The organism is Fimbriimonadia bacterium (genome assembly GCA_039961735.1).
In the GTDB taxonomy this organism is placed as follows: domain Bacteria; phylum Armatimonadota; class Fimbriimonadia; order Fimbriimonadales; family JABRVX01; genus JABRVX01.
Genome location: JABRVX010000014.1, coordinates 29,212 through 50,183, shown reverse-complemented (window position 1 = coordinate 50,183; position 20,972 = coordinate 29,212). Strand labels below are relative to the sequence as shown.

Here is a 20,972-nt window from a genome sequence, read left to right as displayed (position 1 = left end):
CGAAGATCGCCGTCGTATCCCAGCCACCCATCAGCATCAGACCGATGTTACGCTTCTGCATACGGTGGCTGAAGTAGTCGTAGAACGAACCGTACGGCACACTGCATACTCCATCTATATGAGCCACGACGCTCCCGGCGTTGGCTCCCCTGTCATTCCGAGCGAAGCGAGGAATCGCTTTCTCTCCCCTTGGAGGCTGCCTGCACACACGGGGTTACGGGAGGGCGGTTTTCTTCAGAGGGGGATCCCTCGCTTCGCTCGGAATGACAGGGGAGATGACACGCCGGCGGACTGACGCCGGGAAGACAGGGTGTGCCAGAGCCCAGCGACATTCTCGGGGCAGGGGCCGGGTACTCCGACCTTACGACCCATCCAAGGAGAAGCATTCAGACAAAGCATAAGCACACCCCGGTACTCTCGGAGCCTCTCTCATCCTATCCCGGCCTTTCGGGGTCGGCACCGGTAAGAATACCGGAAACGGGGAGGTTCTCCATCGAATAGGAGTCACTTCCACCCCAAAACGTTACCTCTCCGGAGCCGCAAAAAGTGCAGAATCCCACAACCTGGTAGGTGTGCTGGGGTGTCTATCTTCCTGGAGGGAAAGAGTGCGCCCCCAGATCCCCCAGACACGATACTCCCGTTCTGAGGGCGTGTGCTGGCCGCACACGGAATCCGCCCAGAGACGCAGTCGAGTTCCACCCACCACGACGCGCCTGACAGACGGCCATGTCGAGACGTGGCCCAGGGAGCAACCTAGGTTAGGAGCCCGCGTCGGCCAAGAATCCCTGTGTGAAAGCCTTCGTCACACTCGCCCCGGCGGTGCTTGCGGCAGCCTGGCTCGTTGGCTGCCAGGAGCAGTCGGGCCAGCTCACCCCGATTGACATAGAGAAGATGCGCCCGAAGGTGGAGATCCCGGAATCGGGGAAGGCACCGCCGAAATCCGACGCCTCCCAGGCGCCACTGACGGACATCGGCGCCACCGAGCGACTACCAGAGCGCCCGCCTGCCGGGTTCGAAGCCCCCGCGTTGGATGATGGAACGACGCCGAGACCAACCATCCAGCCCCCGCCTGGGGCAGTGGGTCCGGACCGACCTTACTTGGAAGGTGGCGACCTCAGCCCCCTCGGCTCAGGCTCGGGGTCGGGCGGCCCCACCGCGCCCGGGGAGACGGCTCCCGGCTCCATCAGCACCGGCCTCTAGGCGTGCGCCGAAGGCCGCGGACCGCGGATAACGACGAAGCTGACGAGCGCAGCGACCGAGAGCGCGATAGCCGTGCCCACAAACGGCGCGTTCAGACTCACCTTCTCGAACAGCACGCCGCCCAGCGGCGCCCCGATCACGGCTCCGACACCCTGCGCAGTCTGGATTGCCCCAAGGAAGGAGCCCCGGCGCTTCTCGTCTATGTCGCTGACCAGCGCGAGCCATGCCGGAATGGCCAGAATGAACCCCAGGCCGACGATCGAGCCAACGAGCGCCAGAATCCACTTGTTCAACGTGAAGGCGATGATCCATAGCCCGGCGGCACCGGTAAGGAGCCCGATTCGCACGGACGCAGGACGCCCCACGCGCTCCACCATGCGCCCCATCGGCATGCTAAGTACCGCCATAGCGATGGCGGCAGGCAGCACGATGGCACCGAACTCGAGGTCCGTTATCTTCAGCGCCTTGTGGGCATAGAGCTTTACCATCGTCGTAGGGAATCCGATGCCAACGAAGGTAAGCATCGAGAGGAGCATGTGACCGGGTACCTCGCGCATGATGGCGAGCAGCTCTGCGGGCCTCGGGATGTGGTTCGGCTCTTCCACTCCGTCACTCGTCACGACGGACTGCTGTCGCCCGTCGGCAGGCACCCAGCGCCACGCGACAAACGATGCGACTGCGAAGAGCAGTGCGACGAGATAGAAGGACGCCACTCGCATCCCTGTGAGCTTCACGACGAGCCCGTCCAGGAACGGCCCGAGAGCAATGCCCAACCAGTAGCACATATTGAGGGCACTCAGCGCCTCGGCCCGCTCCTCCTTCGTCACCGCGCCGCCCACCGCTGCGAAGGCGTTGGGCCAGATCATGGCTGCGCCGATACCATCTGCGATTCGGAGCAGCACGAACCCCCAGGCGTTGTGCGTCACCGCACTCATCAGAGCAGTAAAGACGGAGATGACGGGCGCGACCACCAACATATTCCGCCGACCGTTCCGGTCGCCCAGATGGCCCATGAACTGTTTGAACACCGCCTCCGACACGAGGAAGACGGTGATGATCAGCGCGATGAACTTGGGCGAGACGCCGAGCTCCAGATAGAGATAGGGCGGCATCGCAGAGATGTTGAGCACCGCGTAGCCTAGCTCGGCACAGACGGCGATGACCAGCAGCGAGAGAATGCGAGGACGGCGCCAAACGGGAAGGCTCGCCCCGAACCCCTCTACCGACTGCATATCGCGCGTCTCGACCATAGAAAGTCCAAGGGGCACGCCGCCGGAATCGAGCCGCGGACGTGCCCCAGTGAATCCGGGCGCGCTGTGCTAGCGCTTGACGAACTGGAACCCGCGTCGTGCGCGCTTACGACCGTACTTCTTGCGTTCCTTGACCCTGGGATCGCGGGTCAGGAATCCCATTCGGCGCAACGGAGTTCGAAGGTCCGCATCGTACTCGAGGATTGCTCTGGCGATGCCGTGTCCCAGTGCTCCTGCCTGGCCGGATGTGCCGCCGCCCTTTGCGGTAGCCGTCACGTCCAGGCGCCCGATGAGGTCCACGGCCTTCATCGGAGCCTCAATGATGGCAGCCAGCGTCGGCCTCCCGAAGTACTCCTCTGCCTTGCGACCGTTGACGGTGATGTTCCCCGACCCTGGCTGAATCCATACGCGGGCCACGGCGGTCTTTCGCCTTCCCGTCCCGTAACATCGAACCTTGTCGGACATTCCTGTTCTATACCTCCAGCGTCTTCGGGTTCTGCGCCGCGTGCGGATGCTCCATCCCGCGGTAGATGCGCAACTTGCGGATGATTCGCCTACCGAGTCTTGTCTTCGGGGTCATGCCCCAGATGGCCCTTTGGAGCAATCGCTCCGGGCGCGTGTCCAGCACCTTGCCACGAGAGATCGACCGCAGGCCCCCCGGCCACGTGGTGTGCCAATAGATCAGCTCCTCGCGCTTGTTGCCCGTTAGCACCACCTTCTCGGCGTTGACCACGATCACGTGATCGCCGACGTCCTGGTTGTACGTGAACGTAGGCTTGTACTTTCCACGGAGTACCTGCGCGGCACGGCTGGCTACGCGGCCTAGGGGCTTGCCCGCCGCGTCTATGACGTACCAATCCCTGTCTACTTCTTTCGGTTTCGCCGAAAAGGTTGTCATCATTCGTCTTCCTCGTCCGTCCACTTGTTCGTTGCGACAGCCGCCTCACGGCCTGTCTGCGCGTAGTTCACCTTCATCAGGCAAAGCCCGTGTGCCGGGAGCATCGGGGGTCGCCTCGCCGCCATGGGCTCATTCAGCAGGCGACGCACCTCCTCGATACACCATCTACCCAGGCCGACTTCGGACAGTGCGCCGGCCATCATACGAACCATGCCCTGCATAAAGCCCGTGCCCTCTACGTCGAAGCGCACGTGCGGACCGACTCGCCGCACGCCTGCCGACAGAATGCCCCGGCAGGTGGGTCCCTTCCAAGCCTCGGCCTTAGCCAAAGCACGAAAGTCGTGCTCGCCGAGAAACACCTGTGCCGCTTCGTTCATCCGCTCGGCGTCGAGCGTTTTCGGCTCGTGATACGCGAACCGCGTTGCGAACGGGCTTGCGTAGGCTCTGCACAACCACGTGTAGCGATACACGCGCGAAGTTGCCGAGAACCGCGCATGGAATCCATCAGGCTCCTTGCGCGCGCTTCTCACCTGCAAGTCCCTGGGCAGCGAGCGGTTCAGGACCTTTCGCCACCGGGCTGGCGGGATGGGCAGGCGGCTCTCGAAATGAACCGTCTGTCCCCTCGCGTGCACGCCGCTGTCGGTGCGGCCTGCTCCAAACAACTCAAGGTTCTGGCCCTCGATCCGGGCTACGGCGTCAGTCAGGACGCCTGCAACCGTTCTCTGCCCCGGCTGCCGGGCAAATCCGTGAAACTCGGTGCCATCGTACTCGACAACTAGGACGATGGGCACTGCTCGTGTCGGCTACTCGACGAAAGCCAGCAGCGCGGTCGGAGCGGCATCGCCCCGCCGATACCCGGTTCGAACGATGCGCGTGTAGCCGCCGTTGCGCTCCTTGAAGCGGGGCGCCACCTTGTCGAACAGGTGCTTGACCAGGTCCTCGCCGGTGATCAGGCTTCTGGCCTCGAGCTCACTCGGCTTCATGAGTTTGACGCGCCGGCCGGTTTGCCTGGCCGAGTGGCCTACCAGCACTCGTCTCGCCAATCGCCGGGCGTGCAGCGTGTCGGTCTTCGCGGTCGTCACCAGCTTCTCCACGAGTGGCCGGACCTCTTTGGCACGATACAAGGTGGTATGCACGCGGCCGTGCATCACCATCTGCCGCACCAGGTTGTTCAAAAGGTGCTTGCGCTGATCACTCGGCAGGCCCAGTTTTCGGTGTTGAGTTCGATGTCGCATGGTGCGTGCTCCCTAGCCCTCGTCGTCCTCGTCTGTTTCGACGTAGGCCTGCTTCGTGCCGCCCTTCGGGGGCCGAAGCTCCAACCCGAGCGCTGACAGTTTCTCCTTCACCTCGGAGAGGGACTTCTTGCCGAACCCTCGGATGTTATTGAGATCGCTCTCGGTGACCTGGACCAGCTCGCGCAGAGTGAGTAGGCTGGCCCGACGCAGGCAGTTGAACGTGCGCTGGGAGAAGTCCATCTCCTCGATCCGCTTGTCTGGCACGTGCTCCAGCCCCTCGAGCACCTGCTCCTTGGGTCGCTCGCCTTCGTAGACTGGCTGCTCCACGAGGTCGGTGAACATCTGGAAGTAACGCGCGAGCATCTGCCCGGCTTCCGCGACCGCTTCGGCGGGCGAGACGGTGCCGTTGGTCTCCACGTCGAGAACGAGCCGCTCGAAGTCCGTCTTGTAGCCAACACGAGTCGAGTCCACATGGTAGCTGACCCTTCGGACGGGTGTGAACTGCGAGCCCACGGGAATCACGCCGATTACCTGACGGTGCTTCTCGTGCTTCTCCGGCAGCACGTATCCGACACCGGTGCTCACGTAGATCTCCATCCGCAACGCGGCATCCTTCTCACTGATGGTTGCCAGATAGGTCTCTGGGGTGGTGATCTCTACGCCCGGGGGACACTGTATGTCGGCGCCCGTAACCTTGCCACGGCCCTTCACGTCCAGCGTCAACGTGATGTCCTCCCCTGCAGGCGGCCGCACGTCGTGGTCCACTCGCACGGCGATGTCCTTCAGGTTCAGAATCAGCTCGGTCGCGTCTTCCTTGATCCCGGGGATAGCGGCGAACTCATGTAATACTTTGTCCACCTTGATGCCCGTAATGGCACAGCCCCGAATGGACGAGAGCAGCACGCGCCGCAATGCATTGCCAATCGTATGACCATATCCCCGCTCCAGCGGCTCCAACACGAAGCGCCCAGAGAACTCGGTCTGATCGATGAGCCCGATCTGGGGCAGCGCCTGCTGTTCGGCCGGGGTCGGCTCGAACTCGCGTTCGCTATCGGGTGTAATACTCAACAATCATCTGCTCCTTGATGTCGGTCGTGACTTCGTCTCTTGCGGGCGCATGTAGCACCCTGCCTGCAAAGGTATTGGAATCCAGCTCGAGCCACGAGCCGGGGTTATGAGTGGCCATGCGGGCCAGACTCGCTTTGATTAGCGCGGTGTCCCGCTTCGAGGGATGCAAATCCACAACGTCGTTCGGACGGAGCTGGATGCTGGGCACACTGACTCGCCGTCCGTTCACGGTGAAGAAGCGATGCGAAACCATCTGTCTCGCCATGCCACGAGAGACCGCCCAGCCCAGGCGGTACACGACGTTGTCCAGTCGCATCTCGAGCAACTGGAGCAGGTTTTCGCCCGTAGGGCCACGCCGTCGCTGAGCTAGCTCCATGTACTTCGAGAACTGGCCCTCGCGGAGCTGGTACATCCTCTTCAGCTTCTGCTTTTCGTAGAGCTGCTCGCCGTACTCCGTGATACGCGGCTTCTGACCCGCTTGACCATGCTGCCCGGGGGCCTTCACTCGCTGCTCGCGCTCCATCGCGCACTTCCTGGTGTGGCACCGATCGCCCTTCAGGTACAGCTTCTGCAGCGCCCTGCGGCAGTATCGGCACCTCGATTCCCAGACTACTGACACTCCCTAATGTCCTCCCCTTAGACCCTTCGCCGCTTCGGCGGCCGGCAACCGTTATGTGGAATGGGCGTAGCGTCCCGAATGGAGACGACCTCGAGGCCGGAGGCGCAGAGGCTGCGCATCGCGGTCTCGCGGCCCGAGCCGGGACCCTTGATCACGATGTCAATCTTGCGGAGGCCGAACTCCAACGCTTTTCGGGCGCACTGGTCGGCGGCGAGCTGCGCAGCGAAAGGCGTTCCCTTGCGCGAACCCTTGAACCCCACGGCCCCGGCGCTGGCCCAGCAGAGAACCTTCCCGTCCATATCCGTGATGGAGACGATACAGTTGTTGAACGTGCAGTGGATGCAGGCGACGCCCTGCAGCACACTTCTGCGCTCTTTGACCCTCGTCTTTCCGGTTGTTCGTTTCCTAGCCATGGTGCCTTACTTCCTCGCCTTCTTCTTTCCGGCAATCGTGCGCTTCGGTCCCTTGCGAGTTCGGGCGTTGCTCCGGGTTCGCTGCCCTCGGGTGGGCAGCCCGCGGCGATGACGGAGCCCACGGTAGCTACCGATCTCGATGAGGCGTCGGATGTTCTGTTGAACTTCCCGGCGCAGGTCGCCTTCCACTTTTACCGCTCGGTCAATCGCTTCGCGGATGGCAGCGATCTCTCGGTCGGATAAGTCGCGCACCCTCGTATTGCGGTCCACTCCCACTGTGTCCAGCAGCATGCGTGCCGTAGTGAGGCCGACCCCATACAGATGAGGCAGCGCATATTCGATCTTCTTGTCTCTCGGCAGGTCAACACCGGCTATACGGGCCAACTTACTCCTCCGCCTAACCTTGGCGCTGCTTGTGCTTCTTGACCTTGCAGATCACGCGCACAACGCCCTTCCGCTTTATGATGATGCACTTGTCACAAATCCGTTTTACTGAAGCGCGAACCTTCACGCCGATTCCTCCAACCTTCCCGGCCAGGCGACCGAACAACGCCCACGGGAGCACCCCGAGGCACGCGAATGGTGATTATACCCGACCGGGTGAACCCCATTCGGACCTACTTATAGCGGTACACGATGCGGCCACGGGTCAGGTCGTACGGTGTCAGCTCGAGGAGCACTCGGTCGCCGGCGAGGATGCGGATGTAGTGCATCCGTATCTTGCCGGAGACGTGCGCGAGCACCTCGGGGCCGTCGTCCAGCTTCACGCGAAACATCGCGCTCGGCAAGGCCTCGACGACCACACCGCTTACCTGTATGCCGCGTTCCTTATCGCTCGTTCGCGGTTTGGCCATATTCCTCCATAGGGTTCATGCGCTCTGGCTCATCCTTCCTCGACGGTGAGGATAAGCGGGCCGTCTTGCGTCACTGCGACCATATGTTCGAAGTGCGCCGACAGCTTGCGGTCGCGAGTCACGACCGTCCACTTGTCATCTAAGAACTCCACGTCTTTCGTGCCCATGTTCACCATGGGCTCGATGCAAATCGTCATACCCGGTTCCAACCGGGGACCCGTGTCGGCCCGCCCGAAGTTGGGCACTGCGGGATCCTCGTGGATGGCGAAGCCGATCCCGTGTCCCACCAGCTCACGGACCACCGAGTAGCCATTGTTCTCGACGTACCGCTGTACGGCAGCCGAGATATCCCCCACGCGATTGCCGGGTTTGGCCTGCGCGATCCCTTGGTATAGGGCCTCTCGGGTCACGTTCATCAATCGTTGGGCCTCTTTCGAGACCTGCCCGACCGGATAGGTCCAGGCGCCATCGGCGTAATAGCGGTCCCGTACGATACCGATATCCAGCCCGACGATGTCGCCTTCGAGCAACGGCTTGTCGTTCGGAATGCCGTGCACCACTTGCTCGTTCACCGCTACACAAAGAGCATCCGGGTACCCGCGGTACCCTTTGAACGCAGGATACACGTTGTTCTCCTCGAGAAGACGGAGTGCCAGCGTGTCCAAGTCCCGAGTCGTCGTAACCCCGGGACGTATGCTCTCTGCAAGCCTTCTCAGGATGCTTGCGAGCAGGCGGCCCAACGATGCCAGATTGTCAATGTCCTCCGGTGACTTGCGGATAATCATGCGGCCCGGTTGAGTGCCGCCCATACTGCCTCGAAGACTTCGGCGGCCGTTCCGGATGCGTCTACCGTCAGGAGTTGTCCTCGCTCTCGGTAGAAATCGAGGAGCGGGGCCGTAGACCGGGCGTACACTTGCAGGCGGTTGCGTATGGCCTCCGGCCTGTCATCGTCGCGCACGATCAGACTGCCCGAGCACTGGTCACACACACCCTCCACCTTCGGAGGGGCATTGTCTACATGGTAAGTCGCCGCGCAGGAGCTGCACACCCTTCTTCCGGACAGCCGGCGGACGAGCGTTTCCTCGTTGCCCTCAAGTGCGAGCACGGCGTCGAGTGGGATCGAATGCTTGTCGAGTAGTGCGGCAAGAGCTTCGGCTTGAGGCACGGTTCGCGGGAAGCCGTCGAGCAGAAAACCCTCTCGTGCGTCCGGCTTGGCTAGGCGCTCTTCCACAATGCCGATGATCACGTCATCCGGCACCAACTCGCCCGCGTCCATATACGTCTTGGCTTTTAGGCCGATGGGGGTGGCTCGCGCCACCGCCTCCCGCAGAAGGTCGCCGGTGCTGATCTGCGGCACCCCGAGACGCTCTTGAAGCAGCTTTGCCTGCGTTCCCTTTCCGACGCCTGGGGGGCCGAGCAGCACCAATCGCACTAGCGGACCTCCTCATAGCCGCGCATGATGACCTGCGACTCGATCTGGCGCATCGTGTCCAGGGCAACTGCGACTACGATGAGCAGCGAGGTTCCGCCGGCGAGAGTGAAGACGTTGATAGTGTTCGTCCACGCCGGCACCCAGTACTGGAGCAGTGCCACGAAGGCAAGGAACGCAGCGCCTACCAAGGTGATGCGGCTGATCACCCCGTCTAGATAATCACGCGTCGGCGAGCCGGGTCGGACGCCCGGCACAAAAGCGCCACTCCGCTTCAGGTTATCCGCCATCTCCTCGACGTTATAGACGACCGCGGTGTAGAAGTAGGTGAAGCCGAAGATCATCAGCGTGTAGATGGCGGCACCCAGAATGCTGCTCCCGGGCGAGAACAACTGTTGCATGGTGGCAAAGAAGCCACCAATAGGTGATCCCGTGCCCAAAGCCTGCGCGAAGGTGCCGGGCAGGTACATAAGCGAGATCGCGAAGATGATGGGAATGACTCCTGCCGAGTTGATCGACAGAGGCAAGTACACGGTCTGGGAGCCCATCGCCCGCCTACCTGGTATGCGCCGCATGTGGTGGATCGGGATTCGTCGCTGCGCCTGCGTGAAGAAGACGATGATCCAGATGGTACCGAGGAACAACGCAGCCAGCAGCATCACGTCCAGGCTCGAGTTCTGGCCAATCGTTAGGTTCTGGTAGAGCTGATGGATCTGGTAGGGCAACTGCACGATGATGCCTGCGAAAATCATCAGCGATACGCCGTTGCCGACTCCCTTCTCCTGAATCTGCTCACCGAGCCATAACACGAACATCGCGCCAGCGGTCCAGAAGGCGATAATGACGAGTTGGTCTACGAAGGTGAGGTGAGAGGCTCCCGCCTGCGACGCCAGCGAGGTGATGAGCTTGGTGTAGCCCCACGACTGGAAGAAGCAGAGTACGATGGTGAGCCAGCGAGTGATGCGGTTGATCTTGCGCCGACCGTACTCGCCCTCCTCTCGCTGCATCTTCTGCAACGACGGAACGCCGACGGTCATGAGCTGCATCACGATGGACGAGGTGATGTAGGGGTTCAGGCCCAGTGCGAAGATGGACAGCTTCTTGAGCGCCCCTCCGCCAAACAGATTGATAAAGCCCAGAGCAGCGTTGGAGGCGATCAGATCGTGTACCTTCTCGGGATCCACGCCGGGCACAGGCACCGGGATGTGAATGCCGATGATGTAGACCGTGAACATCGCGAAGAGGAAGAGAATCCTGCCTCGCAGGTCGGGGGTGGCCCACGCCGCCGCGAGCGTCTCGCGCAAATTCACAGCTTGGTGACCTCACATCCGCCTGCGCGAAGCTTCTCCTCGGCGGTCTTGCTGAAGTAGTGCGCCGACACGGTCAGCTTCTTCGAAATCTCGCCTCGTCCGAGGATCTTGATGCCATCCAGCGGCTTGCTGACGAGGCCCTTGGCCTTCAGGCTCTCGGGGTCCACGGTCTCTCCCTCCTGAAAGCGCTCGCTCAGCGTGTCCAGGTTCACGACCGCGAACTCCTTATGGTTCGGGTTGCGGAAACCCTTTTTCTGCGGCAGGCGGCGGTGCATGGGGGTCTGACCGCCCTCGAAGCCCTGCCACACCTGCTCACGCGCCTTCTGGCCCTTGGTGCCTCGACCGGCGGTCTTGCCTTTGCCTGCTGCAATACCTCGCCCGCGGCGTATCTTTGGGGTCTTCGCGCCCTCGGCGGGGCGCAGGTCATGTCTAAGCATCCTTCCGGCCTTCCTCTCCGTTGTCCACGACGGACACTTCCACCAGAAACTGCACCTTGCGGATCATCCCGCGCATCACGTCATTGTCCGGTACGGTCACGGAGGCGTTCAGCCCCCGCAGTCCGAGCGCACGCACTGTACGCTTGTGTTTGATGCTATACCCAATCGGGCTTTTCTTCAGAGTGATCCTAAGCATCGGCTCCCGCCTCTCCACGTAGCTTCGGAATCCAAGGCACTAGCTCTCGCACCGGCAACCCGCGGGACTCCGCAACGACCTCCGGTGTCTTGAGCTGCTGAAGTGCTGCGACCGTGGCCCACGCACAGTTCACGGCATTTCGAGAGCCGAACACCTTTGCGAGCACATCCTGCACGCCCGCGGCTTCCAAAATCGAACGCACCGCTCCGCCGGCAACGACGCCGGTTCCGGGTGACGCAGGCTTCAGCCAGACCAGAGTTGCCCCGGTCTTTGCGCGCACGTCGTGGGGCAGTGTACCGGCAATCATCGGAACTTCGACCATCGCTCGACGTGCTGCTTCCTCGCCCTTTCGGATGGCGTCTGGCACACCGCGCGCCTTGCCCAAGCCGACCCCGACGCGGCCAGCATGGTCTCCGACCACGACGAGCACCGACCAGCTAGCGGTCTTTCCTCCCTTGTGAGTCTTGAAGACCTTGTTGTTGCGGACCACACGGACATCGAACTCGCTTCCGGCCGTATCCCTGCGTTCGATTCTTCTCATACTTGCTCCCTAGAAATTGAGCCCGGCTTCTCGTGCCGCGTCTGCCAAAGCCTTCACTCGACCGGCGTAGCGGTAGCCTCCGCGGTCGAACACCACACTAGTCAGGCCCTTCTCCTTGGCCCGCGCACCGATGAGGGCGCCGACCGCCTTGGCCGCCTCGACGTTGCCGCCATACTTCTGCCGGAGGTCCTTCTCCATGCTTGACGCGCTGGCGATGGTGCACCGGCCGACGTCGTCCACGAGCTGGACAGAAATGTGCTTGAGACTGCGATACACGCACAAGCGCGGACGTTCCGGAGTGCCCGTCACTTTCTTCCGGATTCTCCGGTGCCGTCTCAGTCTTTGCAAATACGCGTTTCGAACTGCCATGCTTTACAACCTACTACTTGCCGGTCGCGCCGCGCTTACCGGGCTTGGTCTTGACTTCCTCTCCAAGATATCGCACGCCCTTACCTTTGTAGGAGTCGGGCGGACGAATGCGACGAATATCCGCCGCCTGCTGTCCGACCTGCTGCTTGTTGATCCCGGAGACCGAGATCACCTGTTGCCGCTGCCGATCCGCTTGCTCCACCGCGAAGCTGACACCCGGCCTCGGCTCGATCACTACGGGGTGGGAGAACCCGAGGCTCAGCGTGAGAGTGTTTCCCTCCAAGTTGGCCCGATAGCCGACGCCCACCAGGGTCAGCTTCTTCACGAACCCTTCAGTCACGCCTGTCACCATGTTGGCAATGAGCGTGCGCGCGAGGCCGTGCTGCTGCCGCATGTACGCTTCGTTGTTCGGGCGATCCACCGTGAGCGTCCCATCCTCCTGCTGGACGATGAGACGCGGCTCGATGTCGCACGACAGCTCGCCCTTAGGTCCCTTCACGGCGACGTGACCACCATCAATCGTAACGGTCACTCCCGAGGGGATCGGTATCGGTTGTTTTCCTACACGGGACATCGAAACAAGCTCCTTACCACACTTCGCACAGCACTTCACCGCCGATGTGCCGCCGTCGAGCGTCGCGGTCGGTCAGGATTCCCTGCGACGTAGAGATGAGGCGAATACCGAGTCCGCTGCGCACGGGGACGATGGTGTCAGCGGAACCGTACACACGCAAGCCGGGCTTGCTGATGCGTCGGATGTGGGAAATCGCGTGCCGCTTCTTCGAGTCGTACTTGAGGTGTATCCGCAGCACGGGGAACTTACCCTCCGTGATCACCTCAGACGACTTGATGAGACCTTCGGCCTGCATCAGGCGTGCGATCTCGACCTTGACCTTCGAGATGGGCACGTCCACGAAGGGCTTTCTGGCGTTGCCGCCGTTTCGTATCCGCGTCAGCATGTCGCTAATGGGGTCGCTGTGCATCCTGTTCTCCTACCAGCTCGCCTTCGTCACGCCCGGAAGGACGCCCTTATGCGCCATCTCCCGCAGGCAGATTCGGCACAGCCCGAAATACCGGAAGTACCCCTTGGCGCGCCCACACACGCTGCAGCGCTTATAGGCTCGCACCTTGAACTTCGGTTTTCGTTGCGCCTTCGCAATCAGACAGGTTTTTGGCATCGTTCCTCCAGTCGCGCGGCAGGACCACCCACGAAACGGGCGGTTAGCCTTCGGCCTCCGCGCGCTCCTTCTCGTACTTCTTCACCAGCTCCTGAGTCAGGTTCGCCGGCAGCTCCTCGTAGTGGTCCAGCTCGGTGCTAAACTTGCCTCGGCCCCGCGTTATGGACCGCAGGTCGAGTGCGTATTTCATCATCTCTCCCATGGGCACATGGGCTCGAATGCGCTGCTTTCCTCCACCAATCGCTTCCATGCCGAGTAGCCGACCACGCCGACCGTTGAGGTCCGCGTTGATGTCACCAACGAACTCCTCCGGCACGATGATGTCGACCTGAAGAATGGGCTCGAGGATGATGGGCTGCGCCTGAGCAGCCGCGTTGCGGAAGGCGAGCTGCCCCGCCATCTTAAACGCCGCCTCGCTCGAGTCCACGTCGTGATACGAACCATCGTAGACGGTAGCACTGAGATCTACAACCGGGTAGCCAGCCTGAATGCCCTTGGCTAGGGCCTCCCGCACGCCTTTCTCCACCGCGGGGATGAAGTTGCGCGGAATCGCGCCACCGACTACCTTATCAATGAACTCGAAGCCGCTGCCCCGATCGAGAGGCGATAGCTCCAGCCAGCAGTCTCCATACTGGCCACGGCCACCAGTTTGCTTCTTGTGCTTCCCCTGCGCCTTGGCGCTGGTGCGGATCGTCTCGCGGTACGGGACCTTGGCTTCTTCGACCTCGACATTCACCCCGAACTTCGCCTTGAGACGCTCGATGACCACGTCCAGGTGCAGGTCACCCATTCCAGACAGCAACACCTGTCCCAGGTCTGGGTCGTGCGTCATGTGGAAGGTCGGGTCCTCGTCCACCATTCGAGTAAGGGCCGGACCCAACTTGTCTTCATCTGCCTTAGTTGCGGCGTGAACGGCGATGGTGTAGATTGGGTTGGGGTACTTGATCTCCTCGAACAGGATGCCACTACCTTTGACGGTCAGTGTGTCCCCCGTCTTCGTCTCCTGCAGCTTCGCCACAGCGCCGATGTCACCGGCATAGACGGCGGGAGTGGACACCTGGTTCTTGCCCAACGGGAAAAAGACCTGACCTACCCTCTCGTCCTTCTCGTGCGAAGCGTTCCACACATGACTGTCCGAGGAGAAGGTGCCACTGAAGACCCGGAAGTAGTTGATCTTGCCCACGTATGGGTCGGCAGTCGTCTTGAACACGAGCGCTGCCAGCGGCGCGTTGTCATCCGGCTTGAGAAACGTGTCACCGGCCTTGTGCGGCATATCCGCGGGCGAGGGCAAGACGCCGACGATCCGGTCCATCAGTGTGCTGACTCCGATGCCGTGGGCAGCAGAACCGATGCAGAGGGGAACGACCTTCCCGGCCTCTACGCCGAGAAGCAGGCCCTTCATCACCTCCTCTTGGGTGAGTGGCTCGCCCTCGAGGTACTTCATCGCCAGTTCGTCGTCCGCTTCGGCGGCGCCGTCCATCAGCTTTTCGTGCCATTTCTCTGCTTCGGCGGCCAGTTCGGGGTTGAGGTCGGTGGCCGATGCTTCGCGGTCCGCGCCGGTGATCATCTTCATCGAAAACAGATCCACCACGCCTTTGAACTCGAGCTGTGCACCCACGGGCATCTGGATGGGAACGATCCGCTTGCCGTAAAGGTTCTCGAAGTATCGCAGAAGACCGGGAAAGTCGGCGTTGTCCCGCTCCATCTTGTTCACGAAGATCATACGGGGCACGGACAGCTCTTCTGCCAATTCCCAAGCGTTCTCGAAGCCGACGTCCACGTGATCCTTGGCTTCCGTGACCATCAGCATGGCGTCTACGACTCGGGCGACGCCAAAAAGGTCGCCGATAAAGTCCGGGTACCCCGGAACGTCAATCAGGTTGATCTTGTGGTCGTGCCACTCGAGCGGTAGCACACTCGCGTTCAGACTGATCTTGCGCTTGTGCTCCAGCGCGTCGAAATCGGAGACAGTATTCTCGGTCTCCACCGTACCGATTCGGTCCACAACTCCTGCCACATACAGCATGTGCTCCGCAAGCGTGGTCTTGCCCGCGCCGCCATGGCCGACAATTGCGACGTTCCGTATCCTGTCTGCGCTAAACCGTTTCAAGAATCCAGTTCTCTCCTAGTTCTCTCGGAAGGGCATGCCCATCTTTTGCAAGAAGACGCGCGCCTCTTCGTCTGTCTTTGCGGTGGTGCAGATGATGATGTCCATGCCTCGGATCCTGTCGAACGTATCGTAGGCGATCTCCGGGAACACGATCTGCTCCTTCAGACCGACGGCAAAGTTGCCGCGTCCATCGAAGGACTTGGGGGATATGCCTCGGAAGTCGCGCAAGCGGGGTAGTACGATGGACACCAGCTTGTCGAAAAAGTGGTACATGCGCTCGCCTCGGAGCGTGACGCAACAACCGATTCTGTGACCTTCTCGGATCTTGAAGTTCGAAACCGCCTTCTTGGCTCGGGTGATGATAGGCTTCTGGCCAACGATGAGCGATAAGTCTCGGACCGAGTTCTCGAGGTGCTTGGAATCCTCTTCACCCTTGCCGACTCCCATGTTCACGACGATCTTGTCGAGGCGAGGCACGGCCATGATGGAGGTGTAGCCGAATTGCTCGCGCAGCGCTGGCACCACGCTCTCGAGGTAATGCGTGCGCTTGCGCGAGACCGGCACCTTGTCCATCACTCCGGTCTCGACGCTCTCCTTACTGCCCTTGTCCTTTGTCGCTTCTTTAGCTTTTGCCATTCTGTGTTCACTCCGCCGCCTAGTCGGCGTCAATCAGCTCGCCGGACACCTTGGCGTATCGCACTAGCTTGCCGTTCACTTCCTTGCGCCCCACACGGGTAGCTTTGCCGCTGTGCGGGTCTACCAGCTTCACGTTCGAGATATGGATGGGCATCGCGCGGGAGATGCGATCGCCCGGCCGAGTACCCGCTGCGCTGCGCTGCGGTTTCACGTGCTTCGTCGCGAGGTTCAGACCCTCGATGCGCACACGCATTCGATCTCGCAACACCTCCACGACCTTGCCGCGCTGGCCCTTGTCCTTGCCAGCAATAACCTCTACCTCGTCACCGGACTTGATCTTCAACTTGGGCGCTTTCGCACCCGACGTCTTCTTCTCCATCACAGCACCTCAGGCGCCAAGGACACGATTTTCATGTATGCCTTGTCGCGCAGTTCACGCGCGACCGGTCCGAAAATGCGCGTACCTCGGGGCTCCCGTTGGTTGTCAATCAGCACGCATGCGTTGTCGTCGAAGCGGACCGTGGAGCCGTCTGGGCGCCGGAGCGCCTTCTTGGTACGAACCACGACCGCCTTCACGACGTCGCCTTTCTTGACCGGCATGTTCGGCGTGGCACTCTTCACGGTACCGACGAACACGTCGCCGACCGTTCCGTAACGTGGCTGCGAACCCTTGAGTACGCGAATGCACATCAGCGTTCTCGCACCCGTGTTGTCTGCCACTTTCAGTCGCGTGTAGATCTGTATCATCGCGGCCTACTTCACTTTCTCAAGAATCCTGCTCACGCGCCAGCGCTTCTCCTTGCTCAGCGGCCGGCACTCCACGATCTCCACGAAGTCCCCCACATCACACGCCTGCTCGTCGTGCGCCTTGAACCGGCCCGTACGGCGGATGATCTTGCCGTATAGCGGGTGCTTGACTCTGCGCTCGACCTGCACCACGACCGTCTTCTGCATCTTGTTGCTGACGACGGTGCCCTCGCGAATCTTGCGGGTTCCTCGCTCCAGCATCTCGCTCATTCCTTACCCTCCCGCTGACGCTGTGACAGCAGGGTCATGATTCGGGCCACGTTCTTGCGGTGTACGGAGATCGCCTTGAAGTCCTTCACCTGGCCGAAGATGATCTGGCGTCGCACGTTGTACACGGCCTCGCGCTCCTTCTCCAGCTCCTCCACGAGGTCTTCGGTACTCTTCTCGCGAAGCTCCGAGCTTCTAAGCCCCTTCATCGCCACTCTCCTCCATCGTTGTGGGCGTCGCTTCCTCGGTGCTAACGGCCGGCTCCTCGGGTTCCACGACGTCGAGCGCCCCTGATGTCAGTGTGGCCTCGAACGCATTTTGCTGCTGCAGATCCGCCGCGCGGTCCTTCTCTGTATAGAGATGCTCGAAGTCCCTTCGGGTGACGAAGCGCGCCCGGATCGGCAGCTTGTGAATGGCCCTTCTCACGGCTTCCTTCGCCACTTCCTCACTGACGCCGCGCAGCTCGAACAGCATGCGTCCGGGCTTGACCACGGCGACCCACCCCTCGGGCGAACCCTTGCCGGAGCCCATGCGCGTCTCCGCCGGCTTCTTGGTAAACGGCTTATCCGGGAAGACCCGGATCCACACCTTTCCACCGCGCCGGATGTAGCGGGTGATGGCGATACGGGCAGCCTCGATCTGACGGTTGGTCAGCCAGCAAGGCTGGAGGGCCTGCAGGCCAAACTCACCAAAGTCAATCTTGTTACCACCCGAGGCCTTACCCGTCATTCGGCCTCTGTGTTGTTTGCGATGCTTTACACGCTTAGGCATCAACATGGCTTACTCTCCCGCCGGCTCCGCAATAGTTCTGCGCGGCCGCCGAGGCCGCCGCTCTCGGTCGCCCGAGCCGTGACCCGGTGCGTCCAGCAAGTCGTCCCGGCGCCGCGCCCTCTCCTGAAACACCTCGCCGCGGTAGATCCACACGCGGCAACCCACCGCGCCATAGATCGTCCGAGCGACACAGTATCCGTAGTCCACATCCGCCCGAAGGGTGTGCAGCGGCACCTTGCCATCCTTCTCGATCTCGCGCCGGGCCATTTCCGAGCCACCCAGACGGCCCGCACAGATCACCTTAATCCCCCTCACGCCTTGGCGAGTTGCTCGCATCACGGCCTGGCGCATGGCTCGTCGGTGCGAGACGCGCTTCTCGATCTGGCTCGCAATGCCCTCCGCTACGAGCTGGGCGTCCATCTCCGGCTTCTGCACCTCGGCAACGTTGATGTACACCTGTGCGTCTTTGTGCCGCTTGTGCACGGTGCGCTCGACGGCGGCGTTGATCTCTTCGATGCCCTTCCCGCCACGCCCGATGACGGCGCCGGGCCGAGCGGTATGGATCGTCACCTTCACGAGATCAGCGGGGCGCTCGATCTCGACGCGCGAGATGCTCGCATTCGCCCAGCGGCGCTTCAACATTGTGCGGATCAGGTGATCCTCATACACCATCTCCGGGTAAACCTTCTTGTTGAAGAACCACTTGCTGTCCCACGTCCGGATGACGCCCAGCCGGAAACCAATTGGATTGACCTTTTGACCCAAAGCTCTACTCCTGCTTCCCTTCTGCCTCGCCCTCGGCGGGCTCCACGCCCTCTTCAGTGACCGGCCCTGCCGCTTCTGGCTCCTCTGTCTTTGGAGTGGCAACGACCGATTCTTCCGCCACCTGCGACTCCGGCTCCGAGACGGTAGCTGCGGGCTCGGCCACGACCGATTCTGCCTTCGCCTTCTCCGGCTTGCCGGGCTTCGGCCCCGGCTCTGTCTTGCGCACCTGACGCTTCGGTCGCGGCTCCTCGGGAATGCTCTCGACCACCACCGTAATGTGGCAAGTGCGTTTGAGGATGCGGTTCGCGCGACCCATCGCGCGTGCCTGAATGCGCTTGAGCCTGGCGCCCTCGTCCACGAAGGCCCGAGTGATCACCAGGTCCTCTTCGTTCATGCTATGGTTCTCGACGGCGTTCGCAGCCGCCGAACGGATGAGTTTGCGAACAAGGTGCGCAGACTTGTTCGGCACGAACTGGAGCAACTGCGCCGCCTTCACAGCCCTCATGCCGCGGACCTGGTCCACGACGAGCCGAGCTTTCCTCGGCGGCACTCTCCTCGACTTGACAACCGCTCTAACTTCCATCTCTATCGCACCCTATGGGTCTTCTCAGAACCCGCGTGGCCTCGGAACAAGCGCGTCGGGGCGAACTCACCCAACTTGTGGCCGACCATGTTCTCCGTCACAAACACGGGCACGTGCTTCCGACCGTCGTGTACGGCTATCGTGTGCCCGACCATCTCCGGCATCACGGTGCTGCGACGCGACCAAGTCTTGATGATCCGTTTCTCGCCCGCGCTGTTCATCGCGTCAATCTTCTTCTGAAGGTGCCCGTCTATGAACGGTCCCTTCTTTACCGACCTAGCCATCAGCGGTTCCTCCGGCGGACGATAAACTTATCCGTGCGCTTGTTGCTGCGCGTAATCTTGCCCTTGGCGGCGTTGCCCCAACGGTCCACAGGACCCTTCTTGCGTCCCACAGGGCTCTTGGCCTCACCACCACCGTGTGGATGGTCTCGTGGGCTCATCACGACGCCGCGGACATGCGGTTTGCGTCCCTTCGCGCGCACCCTGCCGGCTTTTCCGTACGCCTCGTTCTCGTGCTCGGCGTTGCCGACGACACCGACGGTCGCCCGACACTCCATCCTCACTCTTCGCATCTCACCGGACGGAAGGCGGAGCGTGACGTAATCGCCCTCCTTCGCCATCACCTGGGCCGAGGTCCCGGCGGAGCGAACGATCTGACCGCCCTTCCCAGGGGTCAGTTCGATGTTGTGGATCTGGGTTCCGAGCGGGATGTCCCTGAGCTGCAGCGCATTCCCGGGTTGGATGTCGGCGGTGGTAGAGCTCACGATGGATGCCCCGACCCCCAGGCCATCCGGTGCGAGGATGTACCGCTTCTCCCCATCGGCGTAGTGGATCAGGGCGATGCGACACGTGCGGTTCGGGTCGTACTCGATGGCCGCGACCTTGCCGGGGATCTCGAACTTGTCCCGCTTGAAGTCAATCAGACGATACCTACGCTTCTTCCCGCCTCCGCGGAACCGGCTCGTGATGCGGCCGGAGTTGTTTCGTCCACCCTGTCGCTTGCGGTACTCGGTGAGTGTCTTCTCCGGCTTCTGCTTCGTGATCTCCTCGTTGGTCGAGGACTTCAGAAACCTTCTGCCTGGCGACGTTGGTTTGTGTTCTCGTATTGGCATGATTACACTCCGAAGTCGGGCAGTCTCTGCCCTGGTGCAAGCGTGACCACGGCCTTCTTCCACTTAGGGGTATGGCCGGGGTTTCGGAAACGGCTGCGGCCCTTGATGCGACCGCGAACATGAGAAGTGTTCACGGCCACGACCTTTACCTTGTCCTTGCTTTTTGCGTAGTGCTGCTCGATAGCCCGCGCGATGTCAGGCTTCGTCGCGTCTTCGGCAACGATGAACGTGTACTTGCCGATCTCGGCCAGCCGAAGTGCGCGCTCGGTGATTCGCGGCAGCAGGATGATCTCGTATGGGCTCTTCACTTCAACCACAACTCCTCGAGCTTCTGCAGCGCGGCCCGGTCCGCAACGATCCGATGCGCCACGATCACGTCGCGCGCCGACACTGCGGGTACATAGCGGAGATCGACGTTCGGAATGTTCCGGAAGCAGCGCAGCGCCGTCTCGTCGTGCTCGGGTAGCAGAACCAGTGACCGAACACCCTCGCACCCATGAGCTTTGAGGAAGTCCACGGCGTCTCTCGTTTTGATTCGCTCGAAGCGAACACCGTCCACCGCGACGAGTGCTCCCTCAGCGATCTTGTATCCGAGGGCGGACTGGATGGCAAGCCTTCTCGCCTTGCGGTTGATCCGCTGTCGGTACGAGCGGGGCGTCGGTCCGAAGACGACACCGCCACCCTTCCACAGAGGAGAACGGATACTGCCCTGGCGGGATCGACCGGTCTTCTTCTGACGGTACGGCTTACGCCCGCCGCCACTGACCTCGCTGCGGCCCTTCGTCTTGTGCGTGCCCTGCCTGCGGTTGGCCTCTTCGGCCACAACGGCCTGGTGCAGGTTGGCAACCAGATCCCGGGACAGTTCCACGCTCTCGCCGGCGATCGTGCGCGTTCGCGTCTCTCGGAGTCCGAAGAGGCTGTCCGAAAGCTGCAGCTCACCCGCTTCCTTTCCCTGGTTGTCGTATAGCTTGACCGATGGCAT

Annotated in this window: 35 protein-coding genes; 1 reads left to right on the top strand and 34 read right to left on the bottom strand. The window is 61.8% G+C overall.

Translation table 11 applies throughout. The annotated features are described in order from the left end of the window. The first annotated feature begins 789 nt into the window (after positions 1–789). Entirely contained in the window at positions 790–1,200 is a 411-nt protein-coding gene (locus tag HRF45_06065; protein ID MEP0766093.1) for a hypothetical protein, read from the top strand. On the opposite strand, the gene HRF45_06060 is transcribed toward HRF45_06065, so the two are convergent. The 34 genes from HRF45_06060 to rplD all read right to left on the bottom strand — a co-directional run bounded on the left by HRF45_06060 (position 1,197) and on the right by rplD (position 20,972). Next, a complete protein-coding gene (locus HRF45_06060) occupies positions 1,197–2,432 on the bottom strand; it encodes an MFS transporter (protein MEP0766092.1) in 1,236 nt (411 codons plus the stop codon). The two genes, HRF45_06065 and HRF45_06060, sit on opposite strands and share 4 nt — an antisense overlap. Positions 2,433–2,519: 87 nt before the next feature. Beyond that, positions 2,520–2,915: a 30S ribosomal protein S9 gene (gene rpsI / locus HRF45_06055; GenBank protein MEP0766091.1), complete on the bottom strand. Its 396-nt coding sequence runs from the start codon at positions 2,913–2,915 to the stop codon at positions 2,520–2,522. 7 nt (positions 2,916–2,922) lie between these two features. After that, positions 2,923–3,351: a 50S ribosomal protein L13 gene (rplM, locus tag HRF45_06050; GenBank protein ID MEP0766090.1), complete on the bottom strand. Its 429-nt coding sequence runs from the start codon at positions 3,349–3,351 to the stop codon at positions 2,923–2,925. Beyond that, entirely contained in the window at positions 3,348–4,139 is a 792-nt protein-coding gene (gene truA / locus HRF45_06045) for a tRNA pseudouridine(38-40) synthase TruA (GenBank protein ID MEP0766089.1), read from the bottom strand. Before truA ends, rplM begins: the two co-directional genes overlap by 4 nt. A gap of 12 nt (positions 4,140–4,151) precedes the next feature. Continuing rightward, positions 4,152–4,583 carry a 50S ribosomal protein L17 gene (gene rplQ, locus HRF45_06040; protein MEP0766088.1) on the bottom strand — a complete coding sequence of 144 codons (432 nt, stop codon included), beginning with the start codon at positions 4,581–4,583 and terminating at the stop codon, positions 4,152–4,154. A gap of 12 nt (positions 4,584–4,595) precedes the next feature. Then, entirely contained in the window at positions 4,596–5,591 is a 996-nt protein-coding gene (locus tag HRF45_06035) for a DNA-directed RNA polymerase subunit alpha (protein ID MEP0766087.1), read from the bottom strand. A gap of 40 nt (positions 5,592–5,631) precedes the next feature. Then, positions 5,632–6,270, bottom strand: coding sequence for a 30S ribosomal protein S4 (gene rpsD, locus HRF45_06030; GenBank protein ID MEP0766086.1), 639 nt, complete (start codon positions 6,268–6,270; stop codon positions 5,632–5,634). Positions 6,271–6,287: 17 nt separating this feature from the next. Further along, complete coding sequence (gene rpsK, locus HRF45_06025) at positions 6,288–6,683, bottom strand: 30S ribosomal protein S11 (GenBank protein ID MEP0766085.1); 396 nt, start codon at positions 6,681–6,683, stop codon at positions 6,288–6,290. Positions 6,684–6,689: 6 nt separating this feature from the next. After that, positions 6,690–7,067 (bottom strand): 30S ribosomal protein S13, encoded by a 378-nt coding sequence (gene rpsM / locus HRF45_06020; GenBank protein ID MEP0766084.1) that lies wholly within the window; start codon positions 7,065–7,067, stop codon positions 6,690–6,692. Positions 7,068–7,080: 13 nt separating this feature from the next. Continuing rightward, a complete protein-coding gene (rpmJ, locus tag HRF45_06015) occupies positions 7,081–7,194 on the bottom strand; it encodes a 50S ribosomal protein L36 (protein ID MEP0766083.1) in 114 nt (37 codons plus the stop codon). A 106-nt stretch (positions 7,195–7,300) separates the two neighbouring features. Continuing rightward, a complete protein-coding gene (gene infA / locus HRF45_06010) occupies positions 7,301–7,537 on the bottom strand; it encodes a translation initiation factor IF-1 (GenBank protein MEP0766082.1) in 237 nt (78 codons plus the stop codon). Positions 7,538–7,566: 29 nt separating this feature from the next. Beyond that, positions 7,567–8,322 carry a type I methionyl aminopeptidase gene (gene map / locus HRF45_06005; protein MEP0766081.1) on the bottom strand — a complete coding sequence of 252 codons (756 nt, stop codon included), beginning with the start codon at positions 8,320–8,322 and terminating at the stop codon, positions 7,567–7,569. After that, a complete protein-coding gene (locus tag HRF45_06000) occupies positions 8,319–8,969 on the bottom strand; it encodes an adenylate kinase (GenBank protein ID MEP0766080.1) in 651 nt (216 codons plus the stop codon). Before HRF45_06000 ends, map begins: the two co-directional genes overlap by 4 nt. Continuing rightward, on the bottom strand, positions 8,969–10,276 hold the full coding sequence (gene secY / locus HRF45_05995; protein MEP0766079.1) for a preprotein translocase subunit SecY: 1,308 nt from the start codon (positions 10,274–10,276) through the stop codon (positions 8,969–8,971). The genes HRF45_06000 and secY overlap by 1 nt, the downstream gene beginning before the upstream one ends. Then, positions 10,273–10,713, bottom strand: a complete 441-nt coding sequence (gene rplO / locus HRF45_05990) for a 50S ribosomal protein L15 (GenBank protein ID MEP0766078.1) — start codon at positions 10,711–10,713, stop codon at positions 10,273–10,275. The genes secY and rplO overlap by 4 nt, the downstream gene beginning before the upstream one ends. Then, positions 10,706–10,909 (bottom strand): 50S ribosomal protein L30, encoded by a 204-nt coding sequence (rpmD, locus tag HRF45_05985; GenBank protein ID MEP0766077.1) that lies wholly within the window; start codon positions 10,907–10,909, stop codon positions 10,706–10,708. The genes rplO and rpmD overlap by 8 nt, the downstream gene beginning before the upstream one ends. After that, positions 10,902–11,450: a 30S ribosomal protein S5 gene (gene rpsE / locus HRF45_05980; GenBank protein ID MEP0766076.1), complete on the bottom strand. Its 549-nt coding sequence runs from the start codon at positions 11,448–11,450 to the stop codon at positions 10,902–10,904. The genes rpmD and rpsE overlap by 8 nt, the downstream gene beginning before the upstream one ends. Positions 11,451–11,459: 9 nt before the next feature. Then, positions 11,460–11,819, bottom strand: coding sequence for a 50S ribosomal protein L18 (rplR, locus tag HRF45_05975; GenBank protein ID MEP0766075.1), 360 nt, complete (start codon positions 11,817–11,819; stop codon positions 11,460–11,462). Positions 11,820–11,832: 13 nt separating this feature from the next. Beyond that, positions 11,833–12,393 (bottom strand): 50S ribosomal protein L6, encoded by a 561-nt coding sequence (rplF, locus tag HRF45_05970; GenBank protein ID MEP0766074.1) that lies wholly within the window; start codon positions 12,391–12,393, stop codon positions 11,833–11,835. 13 nt (positions 12,394–12,406) lie between these two features. Beyond that, positions 12,407–12,802 (bottom strand): 30S ribosomal protein S8, encoded by a 396-nt coding sequence (rpsH, locus tag HRF45_05965; GenBank protein ID MEP0766073.1) that lies wholly within the window; start codon positions 12,800–12,802, stop codon positions 12,407–12,409. A gap of 9 nt (positions 12,803–12,811) precedes the next feature. Next, positions 12,812–12,997: a type Z 30S ribosomal protein S14 gene (locus HRF45_05960; GenBank protein ID MEP0766072.1), complete on the bottom strand. Its 186-nt coding sequence runs from the start codon at positions 12,995–12,997 to the stop codon at positions 12,812–12,814. Between the two features lie 43 nt (positions 12,998–13,040). Next, positions 13,041–15,107 (bottom strand): elongation factor G, encoded by a 2,067-nt coding sequence (gene fusA, locus HRF45_05955; GenBank protein ID MEP0766071.1) that lies wholly within the window; start codon positions 15,105–15,107, stop codon positions 13,041–13,043. A gap of 15 nt (positions 15,108–15,122) precedes the next feature. After that, positions 15,123–15,743 carry a 50S ribosomal protein L5 gene (rplE, locus tag HRF45_05950; GenBank protein ID MEP0766070.1) on the bottom strand — a complete coding sequence of 207 codons (621 nt, stop codon included), beginning with the start codon at positions 15,741–15,743 and terminating at the stop codon, positions 15,123–15,125. 19 nt (positions 15,744–15,762) lie between these two features. Next, complete coding sequence (gene rplX, locus HRF45_05945; protein ID MEP0766069.1) at positions 15,763–16,122, bottom strand: 50S ribosomal protein L24; 360 nt, start codon at positions 16,120–16,122, stop codon at positions 15,763–15,765. Beyond that, the gene (gene rplN, locus HRF45_05940) at positions 16,122–16,490 is read right to left on the bottom strand and encodes a 50S ribosomal protein L14 (GenBank protein MEP0766068.1); all 369 of its coding nucleotides are present in this window, start codon (positions 16,488–16,490) and stop codon (positions 16,122–16,124) included. Before rplN ends, rplX begins: the two co-directional genes overlap by 1 nt. Positions 16,491–16,496: 6 nt before the next feature. Continuing rightward, positions 16,497–16,748, bottom strand: a complete 252-nt coding sequence (rpsQ, locus tag HRF45_05935; GenBank protein ID MEP0766067.1) for a 30S ribosomal protein S17 — start codon at positions 16,746–16,748, stop codon at positions 16,497–16,499. Between the two features lie 8 nt (positions 16,749–16,756). Continuing rightward, a complete protein-coding gene (rpmC, locus tag HRF45_05930; protein ID MEP0766066.1) occupies positions 16,757–16,966 on the bottom strand; it encodes a 50S ribosomal protein L29 in 210 nt (69 codons plus the stop codon). Beyond that, the gene (gene rplP / locus HRF45_05925) at positions 16,953–17,534 is read right to left on the bottom strand and encodes a 50S ribosomal protein L16 (protein MEP0766065.1); all 582 of its coding nucleotides are present in this window, start codon (positions 17,532–17,534) and stop codon (positions 16,953–16,955) included. The genes rpmC and rplP overlap by 14 nt, the downstream gene beginning before the upstream one ends. Positions 17,535–17,537: 3 nt before the next feature. Next, positions 17,538–18,293 carry a 30S ribosomal protein S3 gene (rpsC, locus tag HRF45_05920; protein MEP0766064.1) on the bottom strand — a complete coding sequence of 252 codons (756 nt, stop codon included), beginning with the start codon at positions 18,291–18,293 and terminating at the stop codon, positions 17,538–17,540. A 4-nt stretch (positions 18,294–18,297) separates the two neighbouring features. Beyond that, a complete protein-coding gene (gene rplV / locus HRF45_05915; GenBank protein MEP0766063.1) occupies positions 18,298–18,876 on the bottom strand; it encodes a 50S ribosomal protein L22 in 579 nt (192 codons plus the stop codon). A gap of 2 nt (positions 18,877–18,878) precedes the next feature. Continuing rightward, the gene (gene rpsS, locus HRF45_05910) at positions 18,879–19,160 is read right to left on the bottom strand and encodes a 30S ribosomal protein S19 (GenBank protein MEP0766062.1); all 282 of its coding nucleotides are present in this window, start codon (positions 19,158–19,160) and stop codon (positions 18,879–18,881) included. After that, complete coding sequence (rplB, locus tag HRF45_05905) at positions 19,160–19,990, bottom strand: 50S ribosomal protein L2 (protein MEP0766061.1); 831 nt, start codon at positions 19,988–19,990, stop codon at positions 19,160–19,162. The genes rpsS and rplB overlap by 1 nt, the downstream gene beginning before the upstream one ends. Positions 19,991–19,992: 2 nt before the next feature. After that, on the bottom strand, positions 19,993–20,298 hold the full coding sequence (locus HRF45_05900; protein ID MEP0766060.1) for a 50S ribosomal protein L23: 306 nt from the start codon (positions 20,296–20,298) through the stop codon (positions 19,993–19,995). Continuing rightward, positions 20,295–20,972: a 50S ribosomal protein L4 gene (gene rplD, locus HRF45_05895; GenBank protein ID MEP0766059.1), complete on the bottom strand. Its 678-nt coding sequence runs from the start codon at positions 20,970–20,972 to the stop codon at positions 20,295–20,297. The genes HRF45_05900 and rplD overlap by 4 nt, the downstream gene beginning before the upstream one ends.